The sequence below is a fragment of the Citrobacter sp. CRE-46 genome (assembly GCF_059615875.1).
The window spans coordinates 2,797,756-2,817,616 of sequence record NZ_CM184341.1 but is presented as its reverse complement, the minus strand read 5'-3'; the positions used below and the strand labels follow the sequence as shown (position 1 = coordinate 2,817,616).

The 19,861-nt window shown below is 50.6% G+C and carries 20 protein-coding genes and 1 pseudogene; 9 read left to right on the top strand and 12 right to left on the bottom strand.

The window, feature by feature from the left end:
- The first annotated feature begins 20 nt into the window (after window positions 1-20).
- On the top strand, window positions 21-365 hold the full coding sequence (locus AC534G_RS13690; protein ID WP_110498099.1) for a DUF1294 domain-containing protein: 345 nt from the start codon (window positions 21-23) through the stop codon (window positions 363-365).
- A 25-nt stretch (window positions 366-390) separates the two neighbouring features.
- Here the strand turns inward: AC534G_RS13690 and AC534G_RS13685 are convergent, their stop codons facing one another.
- A complete protein-coding gene (locus AC534G_RS13685; protein ID WP_496594415.1) occupies window positions 391-1,182 on the bottom strand; it encodes an MBL fold metallo-hydrolase in 792 nt (263 codons plus the stop codon).
- A 343-nt stretch (window positions 1,183-1,525) separates the two neighbouring features.
- Between AC534G_RS13685 and AC534G_RS13680 the strand changes: the two genes are divergently transcribed.
- Window positions 1,526-2,554 (top strand): HoxN/HupN/NixA family nickel/cobalt transporter, encoded by a 1,029-nt coding sequence (locus tag AC534G_RS13680; RefSeq protein ID WP_038640460.1) that lies wholly within the window; start codon window positions 1,526-1,528, stop codon window positions 2,552-2,554.
- A 54-nt stretch (window positions 2,555-2,608) separates the two neighbouring features.
- Here AC534G_RS13680 and AC534G_RS13675 read toward each other — a convergent pair whose 3' ends face one another.
- Window positions 2,609-3,949 carry an L-cystine transporter gene (locus tag AC534G_RS13675; RefSeq protein WP_110498097.1) on the bottom strand — a complete coding sequence of 447 codons (1,341 nt, stop codon included), beginning with the start codon at window positions 3,947-3,949 and terminating at the stop codon, window positions 2,609-2,611.
- Between the two features lie 243 nt (window positions 3,950-4,192).
- Window positions 4,193-4,927: a two-component system response regulator RstA gene (rstA, locus tag AC534G_RS13670; protein WP_193157044.1), complete on the bottom strand. Its 735-nt coding sequence runs from the start codon at window positions 4,925-4,927 to the stop codon at window positions 4,193-4,195.
- A gap of 126 nt (window positions 4,928-5,053) precedes the next feature.
- Between rstA and AC534G_RS13665 the strand changes: the two genes are divergently transcribed.
- The gene (locus AC534G_RS13665) at window positions 5,054-5,389 is read left to right on the top strand and encodes a GlpM family protein (RefSeq protein WP_032939759.1); all 336 of its coding nucleotides are present in this window, start codon (window positions 5,054-5,056) and stop codon (window positions 5,387-5,389) included.
- Here AC534G_RS13665 and folM read toward each other — a convergent pair.
- The 3 genes from folM to ydgH all read right to left on the bottom strand — a co-directional run bounded on the left by folM (window position 5,386) and on the right by ydgH (window position 8,718).
- Window positions 5,386-6,108 carry a dihydromonapterin reductase gene (folM, locus tag AC534G_RS13660; RefSeq protein WP_069324181.1) on the bottom strand — a complete coding sequence of 241 codons (723 nt, stop codon included), beginning with the start codon at window positions 6,106-6,108 and terminating at the stop codon, window positions 5,386-5,388. The genes AC534G_RS13665 and folM overlap by 4 nt on opposite strands.
- A gap of 36 nt (window positions 6,109-6,144) precedes the next feature.
- Entirely contained in the window at window positions 6,145-7,527 is a 1,383-nt protein-coding gene (locus AC534G_RS13655) for an amino acid permease (RefSeq protein WP_110498095.1), read from the bottom strand.
- Window positions 7,528-7,773: 246 nt separating this feature from the next.
- Window positions 7,774-8,718 (bottom strand): DUF1471 family protein YdgH, encoded by a 945-nt coding sequence (ydgH, locus tag AC534G_RS13650; protein WP_069324179.1) that lies wholly within the window; start codon window positions 8,716-8,718, stop codon window positions 7,774-7,776.
- A 525-nt stretch (window positions 8,719-9,243) separates the two neighbouring features.
- Between ydgH and pntA the strand changes: the two genes are divergently transcribed.
- Together pntA and pntB are read left to right on the top strand one after the other, a co-directional pair.
- A complete protein-coding gene (gene pntA / locus AC534G_RS13645; RefSeq protein ID WP_110498094.1) occupies window positions 9,244-10,773 on the top strand; it encodes a Re/Si-specific NAD(P)(+) transhydrogenase subunit alpha in 1,530 nt (509 codons plus the stop codon).
- Between the two features lie 10 nt (window positions 10,774-10,783).
- Window positions 10,784-12,172, top strand: a complete 1,389-nt coding sequence (gene pntB, locus AC534G_RS13640; RefSeq protein WP_038640472.1) for a Re/Si-specific NAD(P)(+) transhydrogenase subunit beta — start codon at window positions 10,784-10,786, stop codon at window positions 12,170-12,172.
- A 41-nt stretch (window positions 12,173-12,213) separates the two neighbouring features.
- Here the strand turns inward: pntB and AC534G_RS13635 are convergent, their stop codons facing one another.
- Entirely contained in the window at window positions 12,214-13,065 is an 852-nt protein-coding gene (locus AC534G_RS13635) for an aldo/keto reductase (RefSeq protein ID WP_110498093.1), read from the bottom strand.
- 261 nt (window positions 13,066-13,326) lie between these two features.
- Here AC534G_RS13635 and AC534G_RS13630 point away from each other — a divergent pair.
- Window positions 13,327-14,522 (top strand): annotated as a pseudogene (locus tag AC534G_RS13630) (multidrug effflux MFS transporter).
- Between the two features lie 30 nt (window positions 14,523-14,552).
- Here the strand turns inward: AC534G_RS13630 and AC534G_RS13625 are convergent.
- Window positions 14,553-15,587 carry an AI-2E family transporter gene (locus tag AC534G_RS13625; protein ID WP_110498092.1) on the bottom strand — a complete coding sequence of 345 codons (1,035 nt, stop codon included), beginning with the start codon at window positions 15,585-15,587 and terminating at the stop codon, window positions 14,553-14,555.
- Between the two features lie 138 nt (window positions 15,588-15,725).
- Between AC534G_RS13625 and AC534G_RS13620 the strand changes: the two genes are divergently transcribed.
- The 3 genes from AC534G_RS13620 to mdtI all read left to right on the top strand — a co-directional run bounded on the left by AC534G_RS13620 (window position 15,726) and on the right by mdtI (window position 16,685).
- Window positions 15,726-15,896: a protein YdgV gene (locus tag AC534G_RS13620; protein WP_006684635.1), complete on the top strand. Its 171-nt coding sequence runs from the start codon at window positions 15,726-15,728 to the stop codon at window positions 15,894-15,896.
- A gap of 107 nt (window positions 15,897-16,003) precedes the next feature.
- Window positions 16,004-16,369: a multidrug/spermidine efflux SMR transporter subunit MdtJ gene (gene mdtJ, locus AC534G_RS13615; protein ID WP_160956389.1), complete on the top strand. Its 366-nt coding sequence runs from the start codon at window positions 16,004-16,006 to the stop codon at window positions 16,367-16,369.
- The gene (mdtI, locus tag AC534G_RS13610) at window positions 16,356-16,685 is read left to right on the top strand and encodes a multidrug/spermidine efflux SMR transporter subunit MdtI (protein ID WP_038640477.1); all 330 of its coding nucleotides are present in this window, start codon (window positions 16,356-16,358) and stop codon (window positions 16,683-16,685) included. Before mdtJ ends, mdtI begins: the two co-directional genes overlap by 14 nt.
- Window positions 16,686-16,719: 34 nt before the next feature.
- Here mdtI and AC534G_RS13605 read toward each other — a convergent pair whose 3' ends face one another.
- From AC534G_RS13605 to AC534G_RS13590, 4 genes are all read right to left on the bottom strand, one after another.
- On the bottom strand, window positions 16,720-17,541 hold the full coding sequence (locus AC534G_RS13605) for a trypsin-like serine peptidase (protein WP_038640479.1): 822 nt from the start codon (window positions 17,539-17,541) through the stop codon (window positions 16,720-16,722).
- A 100-nt stretch (window positions 17,542-17,641) separates the two neighbouring features.
- Window positions 17,642-17,725 carry a small membrane protein YdgU gene (gene ydgU / locus AC534G_RS13600; RefSeq protein ID WP_455423394.1) on the bottom strand — a complete coding sequence of 28 codons (84 nt, stop codon included), beginning with the start codon at window positions 17,723-17,725 and terminating at the stop codon, window positions 17,642-17,644.
- Window positions 17,726-17,811: 86 nt separating this feature from the next.
- Window positions 17,812-18,204, bottom strand: coding sequence for an acid resistance repetitive basic protein Asr (gene asr / locus AC534G_RS13595; RefSeq protein ID WP_085049341.1), 393 nt, complete (start codon window positions 18,202-18,204; stop codon window positions 17,812-17,814).
- A gap of 137 nt (window positions 18,205-18,341) precedes the next feature.
- Window positions 18,342-19,829: a carboxypeptidase M32 gene (locus AC534G_RS13590; protein WP_369458150.1), complete on the bottom strand. Its 1,488-nt coding sequence runs from the start codon at window positions 19,827-19,829 to the stop codon at window positions 18,342-18,344.
- Window positions 19,830-19,861 lie beyond the last annotated feature (32 nt).

Below are 19,861 nucleotides of genomic sequence, written 5' to 3'. Positions count from 1 at the left end.
AATTGTTGTGATATAAAAATATGAATTTCAATCGTTGTTGTTATTTGCTACTCATTTTCGCAGCAACAGGCTGTATTTTCACCGCACAACCTGTGGTTACGTGGCTAATAGTTGCCAATATACTGACGATGGCGCTATACGGCGTCGACAAAATGGCCGCTCGTAAGGCCTGGCGCAGGGTGCCTGAGTCTACTTTGCTGATGTTTGGTGTTGTTGGCGGGTGGGGTGGCGCGATAGCGGGTCAACAAATTTTCCGCCATAAAACACAAAAGCAGCCATTCAAAACCTATTTTATTATTAGCGTGATAGTCAGTCTCTCGTTGATGGGGGCGGTTTATCAGTTCTATCCATTTTCATCTTCCTGAGTGAGGGAGAGAGTGAACGGCCCGATTATCTAAGGCAGGAGATATACTTTTTGCCTGAACGGCGTACGATTTCATCGGCATTGTCCTTAATATCTTTTCCCTCAAATGCGCCGTAGAGTTGTTTAAATTTTACCGTACTCAGGCGGTGAGTGATGTCGCTGACCGTTGCGACTGGCAGCGGCAGCATATTGGGGTAACTCCACATAAAGGAGACGGCATGCGTCCCTGGTGTGACCTGAACGATGTCGCCGGAAAGCACCAGGCCTTCATTTCGTGCCCAGTGCAAAACACAGCCACCGGAAAAGTGTCCCCCCAGTCGTATCACACTGACGTCCTGGGCGAGTTCAAGGTTGTCGCCTTGCCAAAATCTAATCCACGGGCTGTCGCGCATCACCCACTCGCTATCACTGGCATGGAGGTAAATCGGAGCATTAAATTCTGCAGCCCAGTCCTGCATCGTTGTGTAGTAGTGAGGGTGTGATATCGCAATAGCCTTAAGCCCGCCCAGAGACGCTATTAGCATTTTCGTGGCATCATCGAGCGTAGCAATACAGTCCCACAGAATATTGCCCTCGGGAGTACGTAGAATAAATGCCCGCTGATTAATCGCAAAATCAGGAACGGTGCGGATGCTGAGAAGATCGCCGTTGTGTTGTTGCCACTTATTTGTATGTGAAGCACAAAGGGTGGAAAAATCGATCCATTTCTGCCCTGTCGCGGGGACATACTGGCGTTCATCATTACAGATAGCGCAATATTGTGGATGAGAATCCGTTTTCTCATAGGATGTCCCGCAGGCTTTGCATAAAACAATCATCGCGTTTCCTCATTTAACAACCACAATCAGCATGGCACACGGAGACATAAGAATGTGCCCATTAGTGCTCTGGGCCATAATCTTCTGCGGAATGCTTCAATGCCTGATTCTTGATTTCGGAGTTAAAGCCGGTTTTTGTAAGAGGGGGACAACGCGACTATATACCCCTGTGCGTAGCGGAGTGAGCGATGGCGGAACTCGCATCAGTGGTAATCAACTTTGATCTATGACACTGGGTTGGTAATTCTTAAGAGTTATCATTAGCCTGGTAAACGTTTTATTAATCAATCAGTGAACGGCGGTGTAGTGTGTTGTTTAGCGCAAATTTGACAGGCTGGAAACAATGAACGCATTGTTTTCAATATTAAAAAAACGCCCAAACATTATTTCGTTGATGGTTTTACTCATCGGGGCAAACATTGTGGCGTGGCTGTGGGCTTTTACCGCGTTTAGCAACAACACGTCGTTACTGGCGCTGTGTCTAATCGCGTGGTGCTATGGTTTGCGCCATGCCGTGGATGCCGACCATATTGCTGCTATAGATAGCGCGACGCGCAAACTGATGCAGCAGAAAAAACGCGCCCTGACGACGGGAGCCTGGTTTTCCCTTGGTCACTCCACCATTGTTGTGCTGGCAAGCATTGGCATTGCGCTGACCACCAGCGTTTTTAAGCAGCATATGACCTGGTTTCAGAATGTCGGCGGTCTTATCGGTACCACGGTCTCTGCCGCATTTCTGCTGATTCTGGCCACTATCAATCTCATTATCTTCTGCCATGTCTGGAAGGCTTTTCGCCATCTTAAACGCACCGGTACTTACGCTGGCAACACGGAAAATATTACGGTTTCAGGTCCTTTGAACTGGATTTTTCGCTCAGCTTTCCGCCTGGTAGGTAAAGACTGGCATATGTATTTTGTCGGTTTTCTGTTTGGTCTGGGTTTTGATACCGCCACTGAAATTTCTCTGCTGGGTATTTCCGCTTCAAGCGCGTCCAGTGGCATGTCGGTCTGGTCAATATTAGTTTTCCCGGCGCTGTTTACCTGCGGGATGGCGCTGATTGATTGCCTTGACAGCATCCTGATGGTTGAGGCCTATGGATGGGCGTTTAATAAGCCGCAGCGCAAGCTTTATTACAATATGACCATCACCGGAACCTCGGTGATTGTTGCGCTATTTATCGGTGGACTGGAGGCGTTGGGACTTCTCTCTGACGCATTTTCACTCCAGGGAGGATTATGGGATACCGTCAGCAATTTGAGTGACCATATGGGCAATGTCGGTTTTGTGATTATTGGCGTTTTTATCTGCTGCTGGATTATTTCTGCCGTGAATTACCGTTGGAAAAAATACGACGGACTGACATTCAGTTGACACAAAAGAAAGCCTTCCGTTTACAGGAAGGCTTAGTTCTTACTGGAAGGCTGATTAATTCGCGTTCACGCGTTGCGGTTCTTCTGCTCTTTTTTTCAGGAGCCTGTTAGCCAGTACGCCTGACATCATCGAACCATTCACGTTGAGTGCCGTTCTGGCCATATCAACGACAGGCTCGATAGCAATGAAAATCCCCACCAGCGCGACAGGGAAGTTCAGCGTTGAAAGGACGATCAGCGCAGCAAATGTTCCGCCGCCACCAACGCCCGCCACTCCGATGGAACCCAGCGCAATCGCAGGTAGCATGGCGAGCAAAAAATGCACCGATAGCGGATCAATGCCAATAGTTGGCGCAATCATCGCCACCATAATAGCCGGATAGATCCCGGCGCAGCCGTTTTGACCCATGCTGGAGCCGAATGAGGCCGCAATATTGGCAATGGTGTTTTGCACGCCAAACTTTTCCTGCGCGGTAATAGCCAGTGGAATAGATGCCGCACTGCTGCGTGACACAAAGGCAAAGGTTAATACTGGCCAGACGGTTTTAAAATAGTGAACCGGATTATTGCCACTCAGCACCAGTATTAGCGCGTGGACGATAAACATCATCAGAATGGCAAGGTAACAGGCTGCAATAAAGCCTAACAGACTGGCAAATTGTTCAAGTCGATACGCGGAAAATACGCCTGCCATTAATGCCATCACGCCATAAGGGGTGAGGGCAATAACGATACGTACCATCTTCATCACCCAAATCTGGATGGCGTTAATGCCAGCACTTAATTTTTCACCTTCTAGCGGGGCATCTTGTTTGACCTTTAATAATGCCACGCCGGCAAGTAGCGTGAAGATAACAATGCCTATGACGGAAACACTTCTGGCCCCGGTTAGATCGAGGAAAATGTTCGTTGGGATCAGGGAGGTCATCAGTTTTGGTAGTGAAATGGCGACAGTTTTACTCACATCATCCGCCGTCAGCGTGGACTGCATATGAACAAATGCGCTGGCGTCCAGACCTAATACATGCGCAGTCAGTAGCCCAATAAACCCGGCAATCATTACCAGGCAGAGCATGCATCCGACGATGGTTAACGACATTTTCCCAATGCCTGCACTATTTTCGAGCTTATTAATGGCTGAGAGAATAGAGATGAAAATCAGCGGAACCGCAACCAGCTTTAGTAAATTCACATAGCCATTGCCGATAACGTTATACCAACCGATCACTGTTTTACTGTCGTCGGCAGCAATGAGATGCAGGGATAAGCCGATAACGGCACCAAGAAAAATAGCGATGAAGACACTTTTTGAAAGAGAGTGACTTTTTTGGTTGATTCTGAAAATTGCCCATGAACAAACCAAAAAGAACGCGATATACGCGAGCGTAACGAACATATTGTAGCCTCTTGCCTCATTCAGCACCTGAAATGCCGGAAAGAGTTTTGTTATTGCGAAATACACCTGAACCATAAGGTTCAGGGCCGCAACGGATTATAGGGAGGGGGGACGTCAGCAGCCACACAAAAAATGTGGAAACCAGCCGGATGGCGGTTGTATGCCTGTTCTGTAAACAATTTTTCGTGACGGTGTAACGTATTGTGGTAAATTCAGCCGATCTGCGAGACCGGCCTGATGGCATTATTTCTGTGGCTCGTCGTCCCAGGCGTGCGGTGCAAACAGGTAACCTTTGTTGCGTACCGTTTTGATTCGATAGGGCTCAGTGGCATTATCGAGCAGTTTTTTACGTAATCGGGAAATCGCCACATCAACGCTGCGATCCATTCCGTCATAGCTTACACCGCGCAGGTTCTTCAGCAGCGCATCGCGGTCCATAATCTGCCCGGCATGAGTCGCCAGCTCCCACAATAATTCAAAATCGGCGGTGGAAAGAGAGACTTGCTCGCCGCCGAGTAGCACGGAGCGGTTGGTTGGGTCGATAGTGAGTGTACCAAAGCGTAGCGTTGTGTGCGGCGTGATGGTCGCTGCCTGAATACCTTTAGACTGGGCTGAATGTTCGCTCTGACGCAAATGCAGGCGTAGCCGCGCAAGCAGTACGGCCGGAGGGGTTGTTTTAAGGATGTAGTCGCAGGCCCCCATTTCCAGCGCCAGGATATGGTTCATGTCGCTGTCCAGAGAGGTCAGCAGAACAATCGGACCCTGCCAGCGTCCACGTAAATCGCGGCAGATTGTCATCCCGTCTTTGCCCGGCAGCATGATATCTAATAACACCAGATCGGGTTGAACTTGCAGGATTCTCTCCTCGGCCAAATCACCACGAGGTTCAAGAATAACCTCAATGTCATGCCGGGCCAGATAGGCGGCAATCAGCGAGCCAACTTCAGGATCATCTTCAACAAATACAATGGTGTTCATATCATTCATTTTGAATATAAAACGCCAATGTACACCGCCCTCGTTTTTCCTTCCATTAATCTTTTCTAAACAAGATTGCTTCCGTTATGCTAGGGACTGATGTTATTGATGTGTTAAGGCAGGGTAATGGGACTCGTTATCAAAGCGGCGCTGGGTGCGCTGGTGGTGGTGTTGATTGGTTTGCTCGCTAAAACAAAGAATTACTATATTGCTGGATTAATCCCGCTGTTCCCGACATTCGCGTTGATTGCCCATTATATCGTGGCCAGTGAGCGTGGAATCGAGGCGTTGCGTACCACCATTGTATTCAGCATGTGGTCAATTATTCCCTATTTTGTCTACCTCGTTTCGCTGTGGTATTTCACCGGCTTTATGCGCTTACCCGTCGCGCTCGGCGGGTCAGTGGTGTGCTGGAGCCTGAGCGCGTGGTTGCTGATTTTTTGTTGGATTAAGCTGCATTAACGCAGATGACGCCCGCCATCAAGGGCAAAACTACGTCCTGTGACAAAGCAACTGGTCAATAGATAGTCAATTAAATCAATGACTTCTTTTTCACCGGGCGCCGTTTTCATCAGTGATTTATTCAGAGCCTGCTGGCGATATTCAGCATCGTCACTCTCGTTGAACAGGATCAGCGAGGGGGCAATCGCATTCACTTTGACTTCCGGCGCCAGTTTGCGGGCGAACGAGCGAGTCATATTGTCCAGCGCCGCTTTACTGGCAGCATAAGCGATGTGCTTGTCGCTGCCACGCTCCACAACATAATCCGTAAAATGGATAATATCGCTGGCTGCATGTCCATGACCGCGTAACAACTCTTCCAGGGCGTGGTTGAGTAAGTAGGGCGTATTGACATGAATCTGCATCATGGCCGACAGCACTTCGGTTAGCGGCGTGCCCGGCTTTTCTGCAACCCAGGCACTGGCATTATGCACAATGGCGCGCAAACCGGTCGTCTGCCTTTTAACCTCATCGGCAAAGGCTAACACGCCTTTATCGGTAGAAAAGTCAGCCTGGATACACAACGCGCCAGCTTCGCATAAGCCATCAATGGCCGGGTAATGTGTCCGATAGCTGACAATAACTGGCTGTCTTTGATTGAGAAAATGCCATGCGACGGCGAGGCCGATGCGACGACCTCCTCCAGTGATAAGTATCGGCAAAGGGGGCTTTTTACCCATCGTAATCTCCAGGTTTCGCGAACGATGGGGATAGCGTTACCCCACCAACATCCAGGTCGCCGGAACTGCTGCAATAAGCAGCAGGCCGATCAACGCCATCTCCTGACGTTTTAATACATTTTCATGCGCGTGTGTTTTACGGGCATAAAGGAAAACCAGTAGTCCCGGCGCATATAGCACCACAGACAGCAGCAGGTGCATCGGACCTGACGCATACAATAACCATATGCCATAAATGCTCGCACCGACACCGACGGCTTTATGCAACGGACGGGTAGCGATTTTCAGCAAAAATGCGCCGACCAGCAAATAGGGCACCAGAATCATCTCAGAGGCAATAGTCAGTAGCGTATTGTAGTCGGAACCTGTGAGCCAGATCAGCACCAGACAGATTTGGACGCAGATGTTGGTCAGCCACAGCGACGCGGATGGCGCACCCTGGGCATTCTGACGCGCGAAAATCCGTGGAAACGCTTTGTGGGTAGCGGCGAGAAATGGCACTTCCGCCGCCATAATCGTCCAGCTTAAATAGGCACCGCAAACGGAGACAATCAGACCCGCGGCAATAATAATTTCGCCCCATGGTCCCATCATTTTTACCATCAGACCGGCCATTGATGGGTTGCGGATTTCTGCCAGTTCTGGACGCGCGACAACACCCAGCGACAGCAGGGTAACCAACAGATAAACGCCCAGCGCGGCAAGCACCGCCAGCAGCGTGGCGCGTCCGACATCGCGTTTATTTCGTGCGCGGGCGGAAACCACCACTGCGCCTTCCACACCGATGAATACCCAAAGGGTAATGAGCATAGTGTTTTTGACCTGCTCCCAGACGGGGACGCCCAACGCGAGGCCGGTAAAATCCAGACTGAAGGTATCGAGCTTAAACAGCATGAACGCCAACACGATAAACAGGCCAAGCGGCAGCAATTTGGCCAGGGTCGCGACCAGGTTTATGCTGGCTGCGGTTTGCACCCCACGCAGCACCAGAAAGTGGACGATCCACAGCAGCATTGATGCGCCAACGATAGCCTGCCAGGTATTACCATCGCCAAAAAGGCGTAATTCCGGCGTATCGGTAAAGAAGCTGAGCGCAGAGAAGACGATAACCAGATACGAAACGTTAGCGATAACGGCGCATAGCCAGTATCCCCATGCAGAGCAGAAGCCAATCAGTTCCCCGAAACCTTCGCGCGCGTAGGTAAAAATGCCACCGTCCAGTTCAGGTCGGATACGCGTCAGGATCAGCATGGCAAAGGCGAGTAGCAAAATACCCGCACCGGTAATCGCCCAACCAATCAGTAATGCAGCCGGGCTGGCAACCGCCGCCATATTTTGTGGCAGGCTGAAAACACCAGCGCCGAGCATTGAGCTTAGAACCAGCGCGGTCAGTGCGCTCAGACCCAATTTCTTTTCCATTTGTATCCAGTTACTAAAACGAGAGTGAGAGAATAATTATTTTGGCAAACCGCATAAAAATGGTGAAAGCCACTAAGGCGCGGGATTTTACGGAGAGAAGAGAACGCATGCAATGGGGATAGAGAGATTTGTGACTAATAGTGTGAAAAGTTGTCTTAATATTCGTGTTTTTTGTTCGGGCTGAGGGCTTAACAAGGGAAAATTATCAGGCCTACAAGCGCTGCAGACCTGATAAAGCATAGGATATTACTTATACAGATCAGCGCTGATGGTCATGTTGTTACCACGTTCTGACCACTGGCGAGTAATGTGATAATACTTCGCGCCTTTCTTCGCTGCTCGCTTGGCAACCTGATAAGAGACTTCGGTCATATTACCGTAGTTACCGGTGAACTTGATGCTGTCGAACGGAACCATCATGGCAGCAGTCGCTTTGTTCAGCTCTTCAACTTTCGTGCCATCCGGCAGCGTGACGGTGTAACGTCCACCTTTGGTGGATTGCGTTTCGAAGAAGCGGCCAACTTCAGCACTCGGAGATGCGGTAGTCGCAACGCCCGGGATCTCAACTTTCTTCGCGGCTTCACCACCTGCAGCTAATGCGGCGCGACCGGCATCAGAATCAGCCGGGATTGCATCAGGGCTTTGTACTACGCGTTTTTTCGCATCCGCTTTATAGATGAATGCGGTAATACGCTGGTTACCACCCTGGTTGGCATCGACCTGGCGAACGATATAGAAAGAGTAAGCCCCTTTCTCTTTCGCCGCTTTGGTGATGGCATCATTCACTTCAGGCTGGCTGCGGTAGAAGCCCTGTACCGTAACGGTATCGTAAGGTTCTATCAGAACGGCCTGATCTTTAGGTAACTCCATTACACCGTTAATAATACGGTTTTTGGATGCCTCCGCTTTTTCAGCGTCGGCTTTATAGATGTCGGCTACAACGCGCCAGTTACCGCCACTGCCAAAATCTGAGGTATCAACAACATAAAAAGAGGCTGCACCGTCTTTATCTGCACGACGTGATACGGCATCCACCGCGTCACCGATCGCATTAAAACGACCGGTAACCACAATGCGGTCATAGGGTTTCAGGGCAGCAGCTTGCTCCGGCGTCAATTCTGTCGCTGCATTTACAGAAAAAGCAGTCGCAGAAATAAGTGCGGACGCCAGGAGAGTGTTCTTAAGCTTCATAAAAATAATCCTTCGCCTTGCGCAAACCAGGTACTGGTATTGTTATTGACTAGAAACGTCGCTGATTATTGCATTTAAATTGTGTCAGTGTCTGCGTCATTTTTCACTCATCGTGCCACAGGGTGTAACAGTGTCGATAACATTTTGTGATATGTCCAAAAATTCGGCGTTTGGAGGCTAAAACTGATAAAACAGTTGAATTTCATAAGTTAATTTAATGTTAATCAATTGTTCTCGGGTGGCGCTTAATCATGTTTTGCCGCTTCGCTTGAGCGAATTATCAGCCATTGCGGGCTATTTAAAGGGCATTATCCCTGTCTGCGGGCGAATTCATCCCTGTTTTGCGAATTTCATAATAAATACTGTTTTTTGGCGCTAGATCACAGGCTCCATTTTCAGTAGGTTATACAGAGTTTGTTACTGTTTTATTTTATTGAGGTAACACTGACCTCTTTCGAGAGTGCGCGCATGCCTCTTGTAAACATTGATAAACCATCATCAAAAATACAGATGGAAGGGAACATTATGCGAATTGGCATACCAAAAGAACGGTTAACCAATGAAACCCGTGTCGCAGCTACGCCGAAAACGGTTGAGCAGCTGCTAAAGCTGGGTTTTAGCGTCGCGGTTGAAAGCGGCGCAGGTCAACTGGCGAGTTTTGACGATAAGGCGTTTGTGCAGGCAGGCGCAGAAATTGTTGACGGCAATGCTGTCTGGCAGTCAGAGATTATTCTGAAGGTCAATGCACCGGAAGAGGCGGAAATTCCCTTGCTTAATCCGGGCACGACGCTGGTGAGTTTTCTTTGGCCTGCGCAAAACCCGGAGCTGCTGCAAAAGCTTGCAGAGCGCAATGTGACAGTGATGGCAATGGACTCCGTCCCGCGTATTTCGCGTGCGCAGTCGCTTGATGCCTTAAGCTCGATGGCAAATATCGCCGGCTATCGCGCCATTGTTGAAGCCGCCCATGAATTTGGCCGCTTCTTTACCGGACAGATCACCGCCGCGGGTAAGGTTCCGCCTGCTAAGGTCATGGTGATTGGTGCGGGTGTGGCAGGGCTTGCGGCGATCGGGGCGGCAAACAGCCTGGGCGCTATCGTCCGTGCTTTTGACACCCGTCCGGAAGTGAAAGAACAAGTTCAGAGTATGGGCGCTGAATTCCTCGAACTGGACTTTAAAGAAGAGGCGGGCAGCGGCGACGGTTACGCTAAGGTGATGTCCGAAGCCTTCATCAAAGCCGAGATGGCGCTTTTCGCCGCTCAGGCAAAAGATGTCGACATTATCGTTACAACGGCATTGATCCCGGGTAAACCTGCGCCGAAACTGATCACCCGTGAAATGGTTGATTCGATGAAAGCGGGGAGTGTAATTGTCGATCTCGCCGCGCAAAACGGCGGTAACTGTGAATATACCGTGCCTAACCAGGTGACCACCACCGAGAACGGTGTGAAGGTTATCGGTTATACCGATTTGCCTGGTCGTCTGCCGACACAGTCTTCCCAACTGTACGGTACCAACCTCGTCAACCTGCTCAAACTGTTGTGCAAAGAGAAAGACGGCAACATTACCGTTGATTTTGACGACGTGGTGGTGCGTGGCGTGACGGTGGTTCGCGAGGGTGAAATCACCTGGCCTGCGCCGCCGATCCAGGTTTCAGCTCAGCCGCAGGCTGCGCCAAAATCGGCTCCCGCGCCGAAAGAAGAGAAAAAACCGGTTTCACCATGGCGTAAATATGCGCTGATGGCGCTGGTAGTCATTTTGTTTGGCTGGCTTGCCGATGTCGCCCCGAAAGAGTTCCTCGGTCACTTTACGGTGTTCGCGCTTTCCTGCGTGGTGGGTTACTACGTGGTCTGGAATGTGTCGCACGCGTTGCATACTCCGCTGATGTCTGTGACCAACGCCATCTCCGGGATTATCGTTGTCGGCGCGTTGTTACAAATTGGTCAGGGTGGCTGGGTGAGTTTCCTGAGCTTTATCGCGGTGCTTATTGCCAGCATTAATATTTTCGGTGGCTTCACCGTGACTCAGCGCATGCTGAAAATGTTCCGGAAAAACTAAGGGGTAACATATGTCTGGAGGATTAGTTACAGCTGCATACATTGTTGCCGCGATCCTGTTTATTTTCAGCCTGGCGGGACTTTCGAAACATGAAACCTCCCAGCAGGGTAACAACTACGGTATCGCCGGGATGGCGATTGCGCTGATTGCGACGATTTTTGGCCCGGATACCGGCAATGTTGCCTGGATCCTGGTGGCGATGATCATCGGCGGCGCGATTGGTATCCGCCTGGCGAAAAAAGTCGAGATGACCGAGATGCCGGAGCTGGTGGCGATTCTGCACAGCTTCGTTGGTCTGGCGGCGGTACTGGTGGGCTTTAACAGCTACCTGTATCACGACACGGGCCTGGAACCGATTCTGGTGAACATTCACCTGACAGAAGTGTTCCTCGGTATCTTTATCGGTGCGGTGACCTTTACTGGTTCCGTGGTGGCCTTTGGCAAACTGCGCGGCAAGATCTCCTCTAAACCGCTGATGCTGCCAAACCGTCACAAAATGAACCTCGCGGCGCTGGTCGTTTCCTTCCTGCTGTTGGTGGTGTTTGTTCGTACTGAAAGCGTTGGCCTGCAGGTTCTGGCGCTGCTGGTGATGACCATTATTGCGCTGGCTTTTGGCTGGCATCTGGTGGCGTCCATCGGTGGTGCAGACATGCCGGTAGTCGTTTCAATGCTCAACTCCTACTCCGGATGGGCGGCGGCGGCGGCGGGCTTTATGCTGAGCAACGATCTGCTGATCGTTACCGGTGCGCTGGTAGGTTCGAGCGGTGCGATCCTGTCTTACATTATGTGTAAAGCAATGAACCGTTCGTTCATCAGCGTAATTGCGGGCGGCTTCGGTTCTGATGGCTCATCTACGGGTTCTGATGAAGAGGTGGGTGAACACCGGGAGATTAATGCAGAAGACACAGCAGAAATGCTGAAGAACTCGCATTCCGTGATCATCACTCCGGGCTACGGTATGGCTGTGGCTCAGGCGCAATATCCGGTGGCGGAAATCACTGAGAAGTTGCGTGCCCGCGGCATCAAAGTGCGTTTCGGGATCCACCCGGTAGCAGGGCGTTTGCCGGGTCATATGAACGTGCTGCTGGCGGAAGCCAAAGTGCCATATGACATTGTGCTGGAAATGGATGAAATCAATGATGATTTCGCCGACACCGATACCGTACTGGTTATTGGCGCCAACGATACGGTAAACCCGGCGGCGCAGGATGACCCACGCAGCCCGATCGCCGGTATGCCAGTGCTGGAAGTGTGGAAAGCGCAGAACGTTATCGTGTTTAAACGTTCAATGAACACCGGCTATGCTGGCGTACAAAACCCGCTGTTCTTTAAAGAAAACACCCATATGCTGTTTGGCGATGCCAAGGCCAGCGTGGATGCGATTCTGAAAGCGCTGTAATCGTTAGCTAAAAGTAAGACGGCCTCTGCGGAGGCCGTTTTTTAAACGTCCAGCTTCCGCTGGGTGATCCATTCCACTCTAGCCGGATCTCGATGCGAGAAAAACGCGCTGCTTCCGCTATCCATGGCGGCAATTTGCGTCATTTCTTCCGGGGTCAAGCTAAAATCCAACACCTGAATATTTTCGGTCATACGCGTTTTACGCACGGTTTTCGCCAGTGAAATAATTCCGCGCTGATAAATCCAGCGCAGCACGATCTGACCGATGCTTTTGCCATATTTTTCCCCAATAGCCGCTAAAACCGGGTTCTGAAACAGGTCATTACGTCCCTCGGCGAACGGTGCCCAGGCTTGTGGTTGAATTTTTCTGCTCTGCATCCAGGCAACCGCATGTGGCTGTTGATGGAATGGGTTTACCTCAATCTGGTTTACGGCAGGAATCACGCGATTGAAGGCCATTAAATCAGCCAGTCGATCCGGATGAAAATTACTCACGCCAATCGCACGGATTTTTCCTTCCTCATATAACTCCTCCATAGCGCGCCAGGCACCATGTACATCTCTATAGGGCTGATGGATTAAATAAAGATCAATATAATCAAGCTGAAGGCGTTGCAGGGACCGCGTAAATTGAGCCTTTGCGCCGGAATAGCTTGCATCTTGTAACCACAGCTTGGTGGTCACGAAAAGCTCATTACGTGGCACACTGCTTTGCTTGAGTGCGTTCCCTACTTGAGTTTCATTCAGGTATGAGGCAGCGGTATCAATCAGGCGATAACCTGAATCAATGGCATCCCGTACGGCTTGCTCGCATTCGGCGGCATCGGTCATTTGATAAACGCCAAAACCAAGCAGGGGCATCTCAACACCGTTATTGAGTACTTTTGTATTCATGGGATTCTCCTGAACATTCATCTTTGTATTGACCGCAGATTAGCAATTTTCTGTGGGTACTATTAGTCTGTGAATCCCGCATGGACCTATGAGTTAAATTCATTTCTGGATAGCAAATACTGGAGTGGAATCACAGTATCTGCCGCTAACGTTGCCATTATTCATGATTATGATTCATAAACTTATGCCGTTTTTAGTCTCTAATCACCGCAATACGTCGCATATGTACTGCGGTCTGTTTCTTCAACATGACAGAGCGCTATGCGTAAAAATGAACTGGCATCGCCGGTGGCTACAGCAAGCCACACCGGCCTTACTTTTATTCTGATCCTCAGTGGCCTGATGGCCTTTACCTCACTTTCTACCGATATTTATCTTCCGGCAATGCCGACAATGGCCACGGATTTACATGGCAATGTAGAACTTACGATCACCGGATTTTTGGTAGGTTTTACTATCGCACAGCTGATTTGGGGACCGATTAGCGATCATCTGGGCAGGCGTAAACCGCTGTTTATTGGCATGGTGCTTTTATCATCGGGTCTGCAGGATGTGCGATGTCTACAAGCATCACGCAGATTGTTTTCTGGCGGGTATTTCAGGCCCTTGGCGCCTGTACTGGGCCTATGCTGGCCCGGGCAATGATCCGCGATCTCTTTGCGCGTACCCGTGCGGCGCAAATGCTCTCGACGCTGGTGCTGATAATGGCGATTGCGCCGATAGCTGGGCCATTGATTGGCGGGCAAATTATTCGCCTGAGCACCTGGCACGCAGTTTTTTGGCTGCTGGCGCTGATTGGCGCGCTAATGTGTGTCTCTTTATGTTGGCTACCAGAAACACTGCCTGAAGCAAAACGGGTAAAAGCTTCTCTGACGGGCGCATTTCGTAATTACCGTTCCCTGTTATCTAATGGGCGTTTTATGCGCTACACCCTGAGCCTGACGTTTTATTACGTCGGCGCGTATGCGTTTATTACCGGATCGCCATTTGTTTATATTAGCTATTACCATGTTGATCCTCAGCATTATGGCTGGCTGTTTGCGCTAAATATTGTCGGCGTCATGGCGATGAGTGTGGTAAACCGTAGGCTGGTGCAACGGCATCCCCTGGAGCAACTGCTGAAATATGCGACGATGCTGGCGGCGCTGGCTGCGGTTGCGCTTGCCCTGTTGGTTAAGCTGGAGTCCGGGGGAATTGTGGCCATTATCATTACCATATTCCTGTTGTTCTCGATGAACGGCATTATTGCGGCTACCTCAACGGCCGCAGCGCTGGATGCGGTACCGAACATCGCTGGTTCAGCCTCCGCGCTGATTGGCGCATTACAGTACGGTAGCGGGATTATCTCATCATTACTGCTGGCCGCTTTCAGTGACGGCACGCCATGGACCATGGCGTGGATAATTGCGTTATTTACGCTGTTGAGTGCCTCCCTGGCGCTACGAGCTAAACGATAAACGAAAGCCCCGCGCAGGCGGGGCGACAGTTTACGCTTTGTTGAGATCGCTAAGCAGAACAGCAATGCTTTGCCCGCCGTTGGTTTGCTCAAGCGCAATTTTGACGATGATGGTCAGCGGGACAGAAAGCAGCATCCCCACAGGTCCCAGCAACCAGCCCCAGAAGATCAACGACAGAAACACCACCAGCGTGGACAGCCCAAGACCACGTCCCATAATCCGCGGTTCGAGGATATTCCCGAACACCAGGTTAATGACCAGATAACCCGCCAGCACCACCAGGGCGTCGTAAAGACCGCTAAATGCCAGCACCTGAGCAATAGGGGGGATGGCTGCCAGCACGGAACCGATATTAGGAATATAGTTGAGGGCGAAGGCCAGCAATCCCCAGACAAAGGCAAAGCGCACGTCGAGGGCGGCGAGCATGCCCCAGGCGACCAGTCCGGTCACAATGCTGATTGCCGTTTTTAGTACCAGATAGTGCGATACGCTGTCGATGGCGCGTTGAATCGCTGCCATTCCCTCAATAGGCCGGCTCATCATTTGTTTCAGTTTGTTGGGCAGTTGCGGGACTTCCAGCAGCATAAAAACCACCGTCAGCAGCAGCAAAAATATCGATGACATGGCATTAGACAGCTGCGCCAGCAAATTAGTGACCAGCGTCATTGCCGCGTTCGGATCGATGTATTTGACGAGCTCATCCACCGAAACGCCTATCCCTGCGCGCTGTAGCCAAGGCTCGAGATTTTTCAGCGGGATAACCAGTGAAGAACGGTATTGCGGTAGCGTCCGCGCAAGCTCATTTAAGGATGTACCTAAGTAGGCTAATAGCAGCACCATTAGCATTACAATAATTACGATCAGCAATGACACTGCGAATACGCGCGGTATGCGAAGTTTCACCATGCGTTGCACTACAGGGTTCAGCACAACGGCAATAAATAATGCCAGAATAAAGGGCACGATGATATCTGCGGCAAAGCGGATGCCGCTCAGTATGATAACCAGCATGCCCAGCATAATGACTATTTTTAGACCGTTAAGCGTAATGATCGGTTTCGCCATGTGTATTCCTGCGTTTTTACTTTTTGAATCTGAATAATAATGTGATTTGCGTCGAGCCGTTATAACAAAAATCAAACAGGGCTGGTAAAGAAGTGAAAAGGCTTTGAGTTCGTAATGAACCTATGATACAAATCATCTGTGTTTAACTACCGAGGACAATTATCATCCGCGATGATGAGAAGCAACACTGCGGATAATTGTAATATTATGGACAATATGTTCAGGATGTTTTTGCTTTTACCTACACTTCTTCGTACCTCTTCCACTTTCCTGCTTGCGGGTGAGCAACACTGGCGCAACGCGCTTTAGTCCCTTCTTCTGCCTGAGCTGGCGCTGTGCGCTGAGCTAACTGATTTTATTTTTTGGTTTACTGCATGCAGTAGGCCCAAAGGACTATATTCTCAAGCAGGAGAAGCATCATGTTTTACTGGATATTATTAGGTCTGGCCATCGCGGCTGAAATTACCGGTACGCTGTCAATGAAATGGGCGAGCGTGGGCCATGGTAATTCAGGCTTTATTTTAATGCTGGTAATGATCGCCTTATCGTATATTTTTCTCAGTTTTGCCGTTAAAAAAATTGCCCTCGGCGTAGCTTATGCCTTATGGGAAGGTATCGGTATTTTATTTATTACGCTGTTCAGCGTGCTGTTATTTGACGAAACCTTGTCCACGATGAAGGTGGCTGGTCTGGTCTCGCTGGTGGTAGGTATTGTGCTGATTAAATCCGGTACACGAAAGCCTGCCAAAGCGGGCAGAGAGGTGACCCATGCAGCAGTTTGAATGGGTTCATGGCGCCTGGCTTGGCATGGCTATCGTTCTGGAAATCGTGGCTAACGTCTTTTTGAAGTTTTCTGATGGTTTTCGCCGTAAGGCTTATGGCGTGCTGTCGCTGGCTGCAGTTTTAGCGGCTTTTAGTGCGTTGTCGCAGGCGGTAAAAGGTATCGATCTCTCCGTCGCCTATGCCTTATGGGGCGGATTCGGGATTGCCGCGACGTTAGCTGCAGGCTGGGTGCTGTTTGGTCAGCGTCTGAACAATAAAGGCTGGATCGGCGTGGCATTGCTGTTGGCCGGAATGATCATGATAAAACTGGCCTGATAAAAGTGCTGCCCGTTAATACGGGCAGTATGCGTTATCCCTTGGCCAGCGCTTCCAGTTTGTCGCGAAATCCGGTCACGGAAATCGCGCGGTTATCTGCCCGCCAGCGATCTTTCGCCGCCGGAGCGGAGCTTTGTACGCCAATCAATTGCCAGCCGGAATCCGTCTTCAGCATCAATGGCGACCCACTGTCGCCCGGGAGCGTATCGCACTGATGTGACAAAACGGTATTTTGCGCCCAGCCGGTCACCACGCAATCCTGATGCGTGTACAAATCGTCAAGATGATCTTCCGGATAGCCTGACTGCGTGACTTTACGATCCGCGGTTTTCAGCGCCGCGGTTAACGCCGCTTTATCACCTTCAAATAATGGCAGCGGTGTGATACCGGAAGGTGGATAACGCAACACCACCAGACCAAAATCCCATGGGGCGGCGGAGGGGGGCACAATCCAGCCATCACCATCGGCTTTTAAACGTTTGCCGAGCGAAGGATCAACCCGGCCTTCAATTCCGTGGATCTCATAACGCCAGATACCCTTTTTCGACACGAAGCGTAACGCCACGGCTTTATCAGGTTTACCTTTTGGCGGCGTAAGTAAGCAGTGTCCGGCAGTCAGAGCCAGATGGGGTGAAATGAGCGTAGCGGTACACAGATTACCGCTGGCGGTTTCCAGTTGTCCGATAGCGTCCCATGGTGATTGCGTTGGGTCAGTCACCTTAATGCGATCGTCATGTCCAAAAAACAGCGTTTTTATATTTTCTGCTTCAGCGCTGGACGTTGCTGGCTGTTCCGCATGCGCAACGACAGGAGTTAAACAAATTGAACCCAGTAACACAGCAATGGTTTTATGCATATCACACTCTGGTGGGGAATTATGATTTTTAACAGCAAACCCTCAGTTAATACTATAGACGGGACGGCGGGAAAGTGGGAGTAAAATCAGATAACTACACTCAGGAAAGATAAAAATGCATGGCGATGAGGGCACAAATAATCAGGGCCGTAAGAATGAACTCAAAGCGGTAATGTGACACCATTTTACCCTCCGAAAGGCGGCGCCAAATCTGAATGATTTAGCGCCGTATGCTACGGCGTGGGGGACGCCATAGTGACTACAGGTGTGTTATGCGGCTGGCTGAGCAGCTGGTTTAGCGGAGTCGTGTTTCACAGGTTTTTTGGTGTGTTTTTTAGCGGCCTGAGCTTTTTGCTCTGGCGCTTTCTGTTCTGCGGCAGGCTTGGTGGCTGCTTTTTTGGTGTGTTTTTTAGCGGCCTGAGCTTTCTGTTCTGGCGCTTTCTGTTCTACCGCCGGTTTAGTGGTGGTTTTTTTGGCGTGTTTTTTGGCAGCCTGTGCTTTCTGCGGCGCAGCTTTGTGCTGTTTTTTATGATGGGTGGTTTTCGCCGGGGCCGCTTTTGTCGTTGCAGCAGTTGGCGCGGTGGTAGCAGTTGTTTCAGCAGCAAATGCAGCAGAAGACAGACCCATAGCAGCGGCAACAACCAGAGCTAATACTTTTTTCATTCTCATACCCTCGATTTGGTTTTTCATTCAACCCCACTGCGGGGCCGTTGAAATAACTATATCGCTGTAATCACTGGGCTTCCGTGAGTCATTGGTATCGGCGTGTAACGATATGTACAATGACTCACGGCATGAGATTACAAATAACGGGCTTCCAGGTGAGCGCGGAAATAGCGGCTGCTGAGCGGCTCTCCGGTGGCCTGGGTAATGAGTTGTTCAGTGGTAAAACGACTGCCATGCTGCCAGATATTTTGGCGTAGCCAGTCAAAGAGGGCGCTAAACTCTCCCTGCGCAATGGACTGGTTCAGATCGGGCAATGCGCGGTGAGCTGCGCTGAACAATTGCGCCGCATACATAGCGCCTAAAGTGTAAGACGGGAAGTAGCCAAAGCCGCCGTCGGTCCAGTGAATATCCTGCATACAGCCATTACGATAATCCCCCACCGTTGACAGTCCAAGCCAGGCCTGCATCTTCTCATTCCACAAGGCCGGAATGTCATCCACTTCAATGTCACCGTTAATTAACGCTCGCTCGATTTCATAACGCAGGATCACGTGAGCAGGGTAGCTCACCTCGTCGGCGTCAACGCGGATAAAACCGGGTTTTACCTGCTGGTTCCAGGCAATGAAATTGCTCTCTTCAAACGCTGCCTGGTTGCCAAAATGACGCGTCACAGCCGGAATGAGTCGCGTCAGGAATGCTTTGCTGCGTCCCAATTGCATCTCAAAGAACAGACTTTGCGACTCATGAATGGCTGTTGAGCGTGCCAGAGCGATAGGTTGTCCTGACCAGTTGCGCGGCAGATTTTGCTCATAGCGGGCGTGACCCGTTTCATGAATCACGCCAAACAACGCGCTGAGGAGTTCATTTTCGTCATAGCGGGTCGTAATGCGAACATCTTCCGGCACGCCGCCACAGAAGGGATGCGCGCTGATATCCAGTCGTCCAGCGGTAAAGTCGAATCCTAACTGCGCCATCGTTTCCAGACCCAGCTCTCGCTGTACAGCAGTCGGGAAGGGGCCAATTGGGGCGATAAGCGTTTGTTGAGACTGTTTTGCCACCGCCTTGCTAAGGAGATCGGGCAGCCAGCTTTTCACATCTGCAAACAGGACATCCAGTTGGGCGCTGGTCATCTCTGGTTCAAAGATGTCCAGTAGCGCGTCATAAGGTGAGCAACCTTTAGCGTCTGCGCGCAGTCGGGCTTCTTCGCGGCTGTATTTCACGACCTCTTTCAGGTTCTCGGAAAAACCCTCCCAGTCATTCGCGGGTCGCTGGCTGCGCCAGGCATGCTCACAGCGGCTGCCTGCCAGCGACTTTGCTTCTACCAGTGATTCAGGCAGCAGGGATGCCTGGTGATGCAGTCGCGACATTTCGCGCAAATTCGCTTGCTCAACATCGTTAAGGTCTTCCTGTTTTGCGGCGGCGATCCACTTGGCTACTTTCGCGTCGGTTAACAACTGATGCTCAAGTACGCTCAGTTCAGCCAACGCTTCGCCGCGGGCTTTGCTGCCGCCCGGCGGCATCATGGTAAACATGTCCCAACTGGCGATTGCCGAGAGGTGGGAGAAGCGAGAGAGCCGCTGGAACGTGCGGGTGAGTGCCTGATAAGAAAGGTTTTTCTGCATAGTTCTTCTTCTCGTTAGTTGGGTATGTTTCA

Excerpts from the sequence above, each read along its gene's own strand:
- AC534G_RS13625 (WP_110498092.1), bottom strand. The coding sequence starts at position 15,587 with ATGGCGAAACCGATCATTACGCTTAACGGTCTAAAAATAGTCATTATG.
- pntA (WP_110498094.1), top strand. The coding sequence starts at position 9,244 with ATGCGAATTGGCATACCAAAAGAACGGTTAACCAATGAAACCCGTGTC.
- AC534G_RS13675 (WP_110498097.1), bottom strand. The coding sequence starts at position 3,949 with ATGTTCGTTACGCTCGCGTATATCGCGTTCTTTTTGGTTTGTTCATGG.
- mdtI (WP_038640477.1), top strand. The coding sequence starts at position 16,356 with ATGCAGCAGTTTGAATGGGTTCATGGCGCCTGGCTTGGCATGGCTATC.
- rstA (WP_193157044.1), bottom strand. The coding sequence starts at position 4,927 with ATGAACACCATTGTATTTGTTGAAGATGATCCTGAAGTTGGCTCGCTG.
- ydgU (WP_455423394.1), bottom strand. The coding sequence starts at position 17,725 with ATGGTGTCACATTACCGCTTTGAGTTCATTCTTACGGCCCTGATTATT.
- AC534G_RS13590 (WP_369458150.1), bottom strand. The coding sequence starts at position 19,829 with ATGCAGAAAAACCTTTCTTATCAGGCACTCACCCGCACGTTCCAGCGG.
- AC534G_RS13680 (WP_038640460.1), top strand. The coding sequence starts at position 1,526 with ATGAACGCATTGTTTTCAATATTAAAAAAACGCCCAAACATTATTTCG.
- AC534G_RS13665 (WP_032939759.1), top strand. The coding sequence starts at position 5,054 with ATGGGACTCGTTATCAAAGCGGCGCTGGGTGCGCTGGTGGTGGTGTTG.
- AC534G_RS13690 (WP_110498099.1), top strand. The coding sequence starts at position 21 with ATGAATTTCAATCGTTGTTGTTATTTGCTACTCATTTTCGCAGCAACA.
- AC534G_RS13685 (WP_496594415.1), bottom strand. The coding sequence starts at position 1,182 with ATGATTGTTTTATGCAAAGCCTGCGGGACATCCTATGAGAAAACGGAT.
- pntB (WP_038640472.1), top strand. The coding sequence starts at position 10,784 with ATGTCTGGAGGATTAGTTACAGCTGCATACATTGTTGCCGCGATCCTG.
- AC534G_RS13635 (WP_110498093.1), bottom strand. The coding sequence starts at position 13,065 with ATGAATACAAAAGTACTCAATAACGGTGTTGAGATGCCCCTGCTTGGT.
- folM (WP_069324181.1), bottom strand. The coding sequence starts at position 6,108 with ATGGGTAAAAAGCCCCCTTTGCCGATACTTATCACTGGAGGAGGTCGT.
- asr (WP_085049341.1), bottom strand. The coding sequence starts at position 18,204 with ATGAAAAAAGTATTAGCTCTGGTTGTTGCCGCTGCTATGGGTCTGTCT.
- AC534G_RS13655 (WP_110498095.1), bottom strand. The coding sequence starts at position 7,527 with ATGGAAAAGAAATTGGGTCTGAGCGCACTGACCGCGCTGGTTCTAAGC.
- ydgH (WP_069324179.1), bottom strand. The coding sequence starts at position 8,718 with ATGAAGCTTAAGAACACTCTCCTGGCGTCCGCACTTATTTCTGCGACT.
- AC534G_RS13605 (WP_038640479.1), bottom strand. The coding sequence starts at position 17,541 with ATGCATAAAACCATTGCTGTGTTACTGGGTTCAATTTGTTTAACTCCT.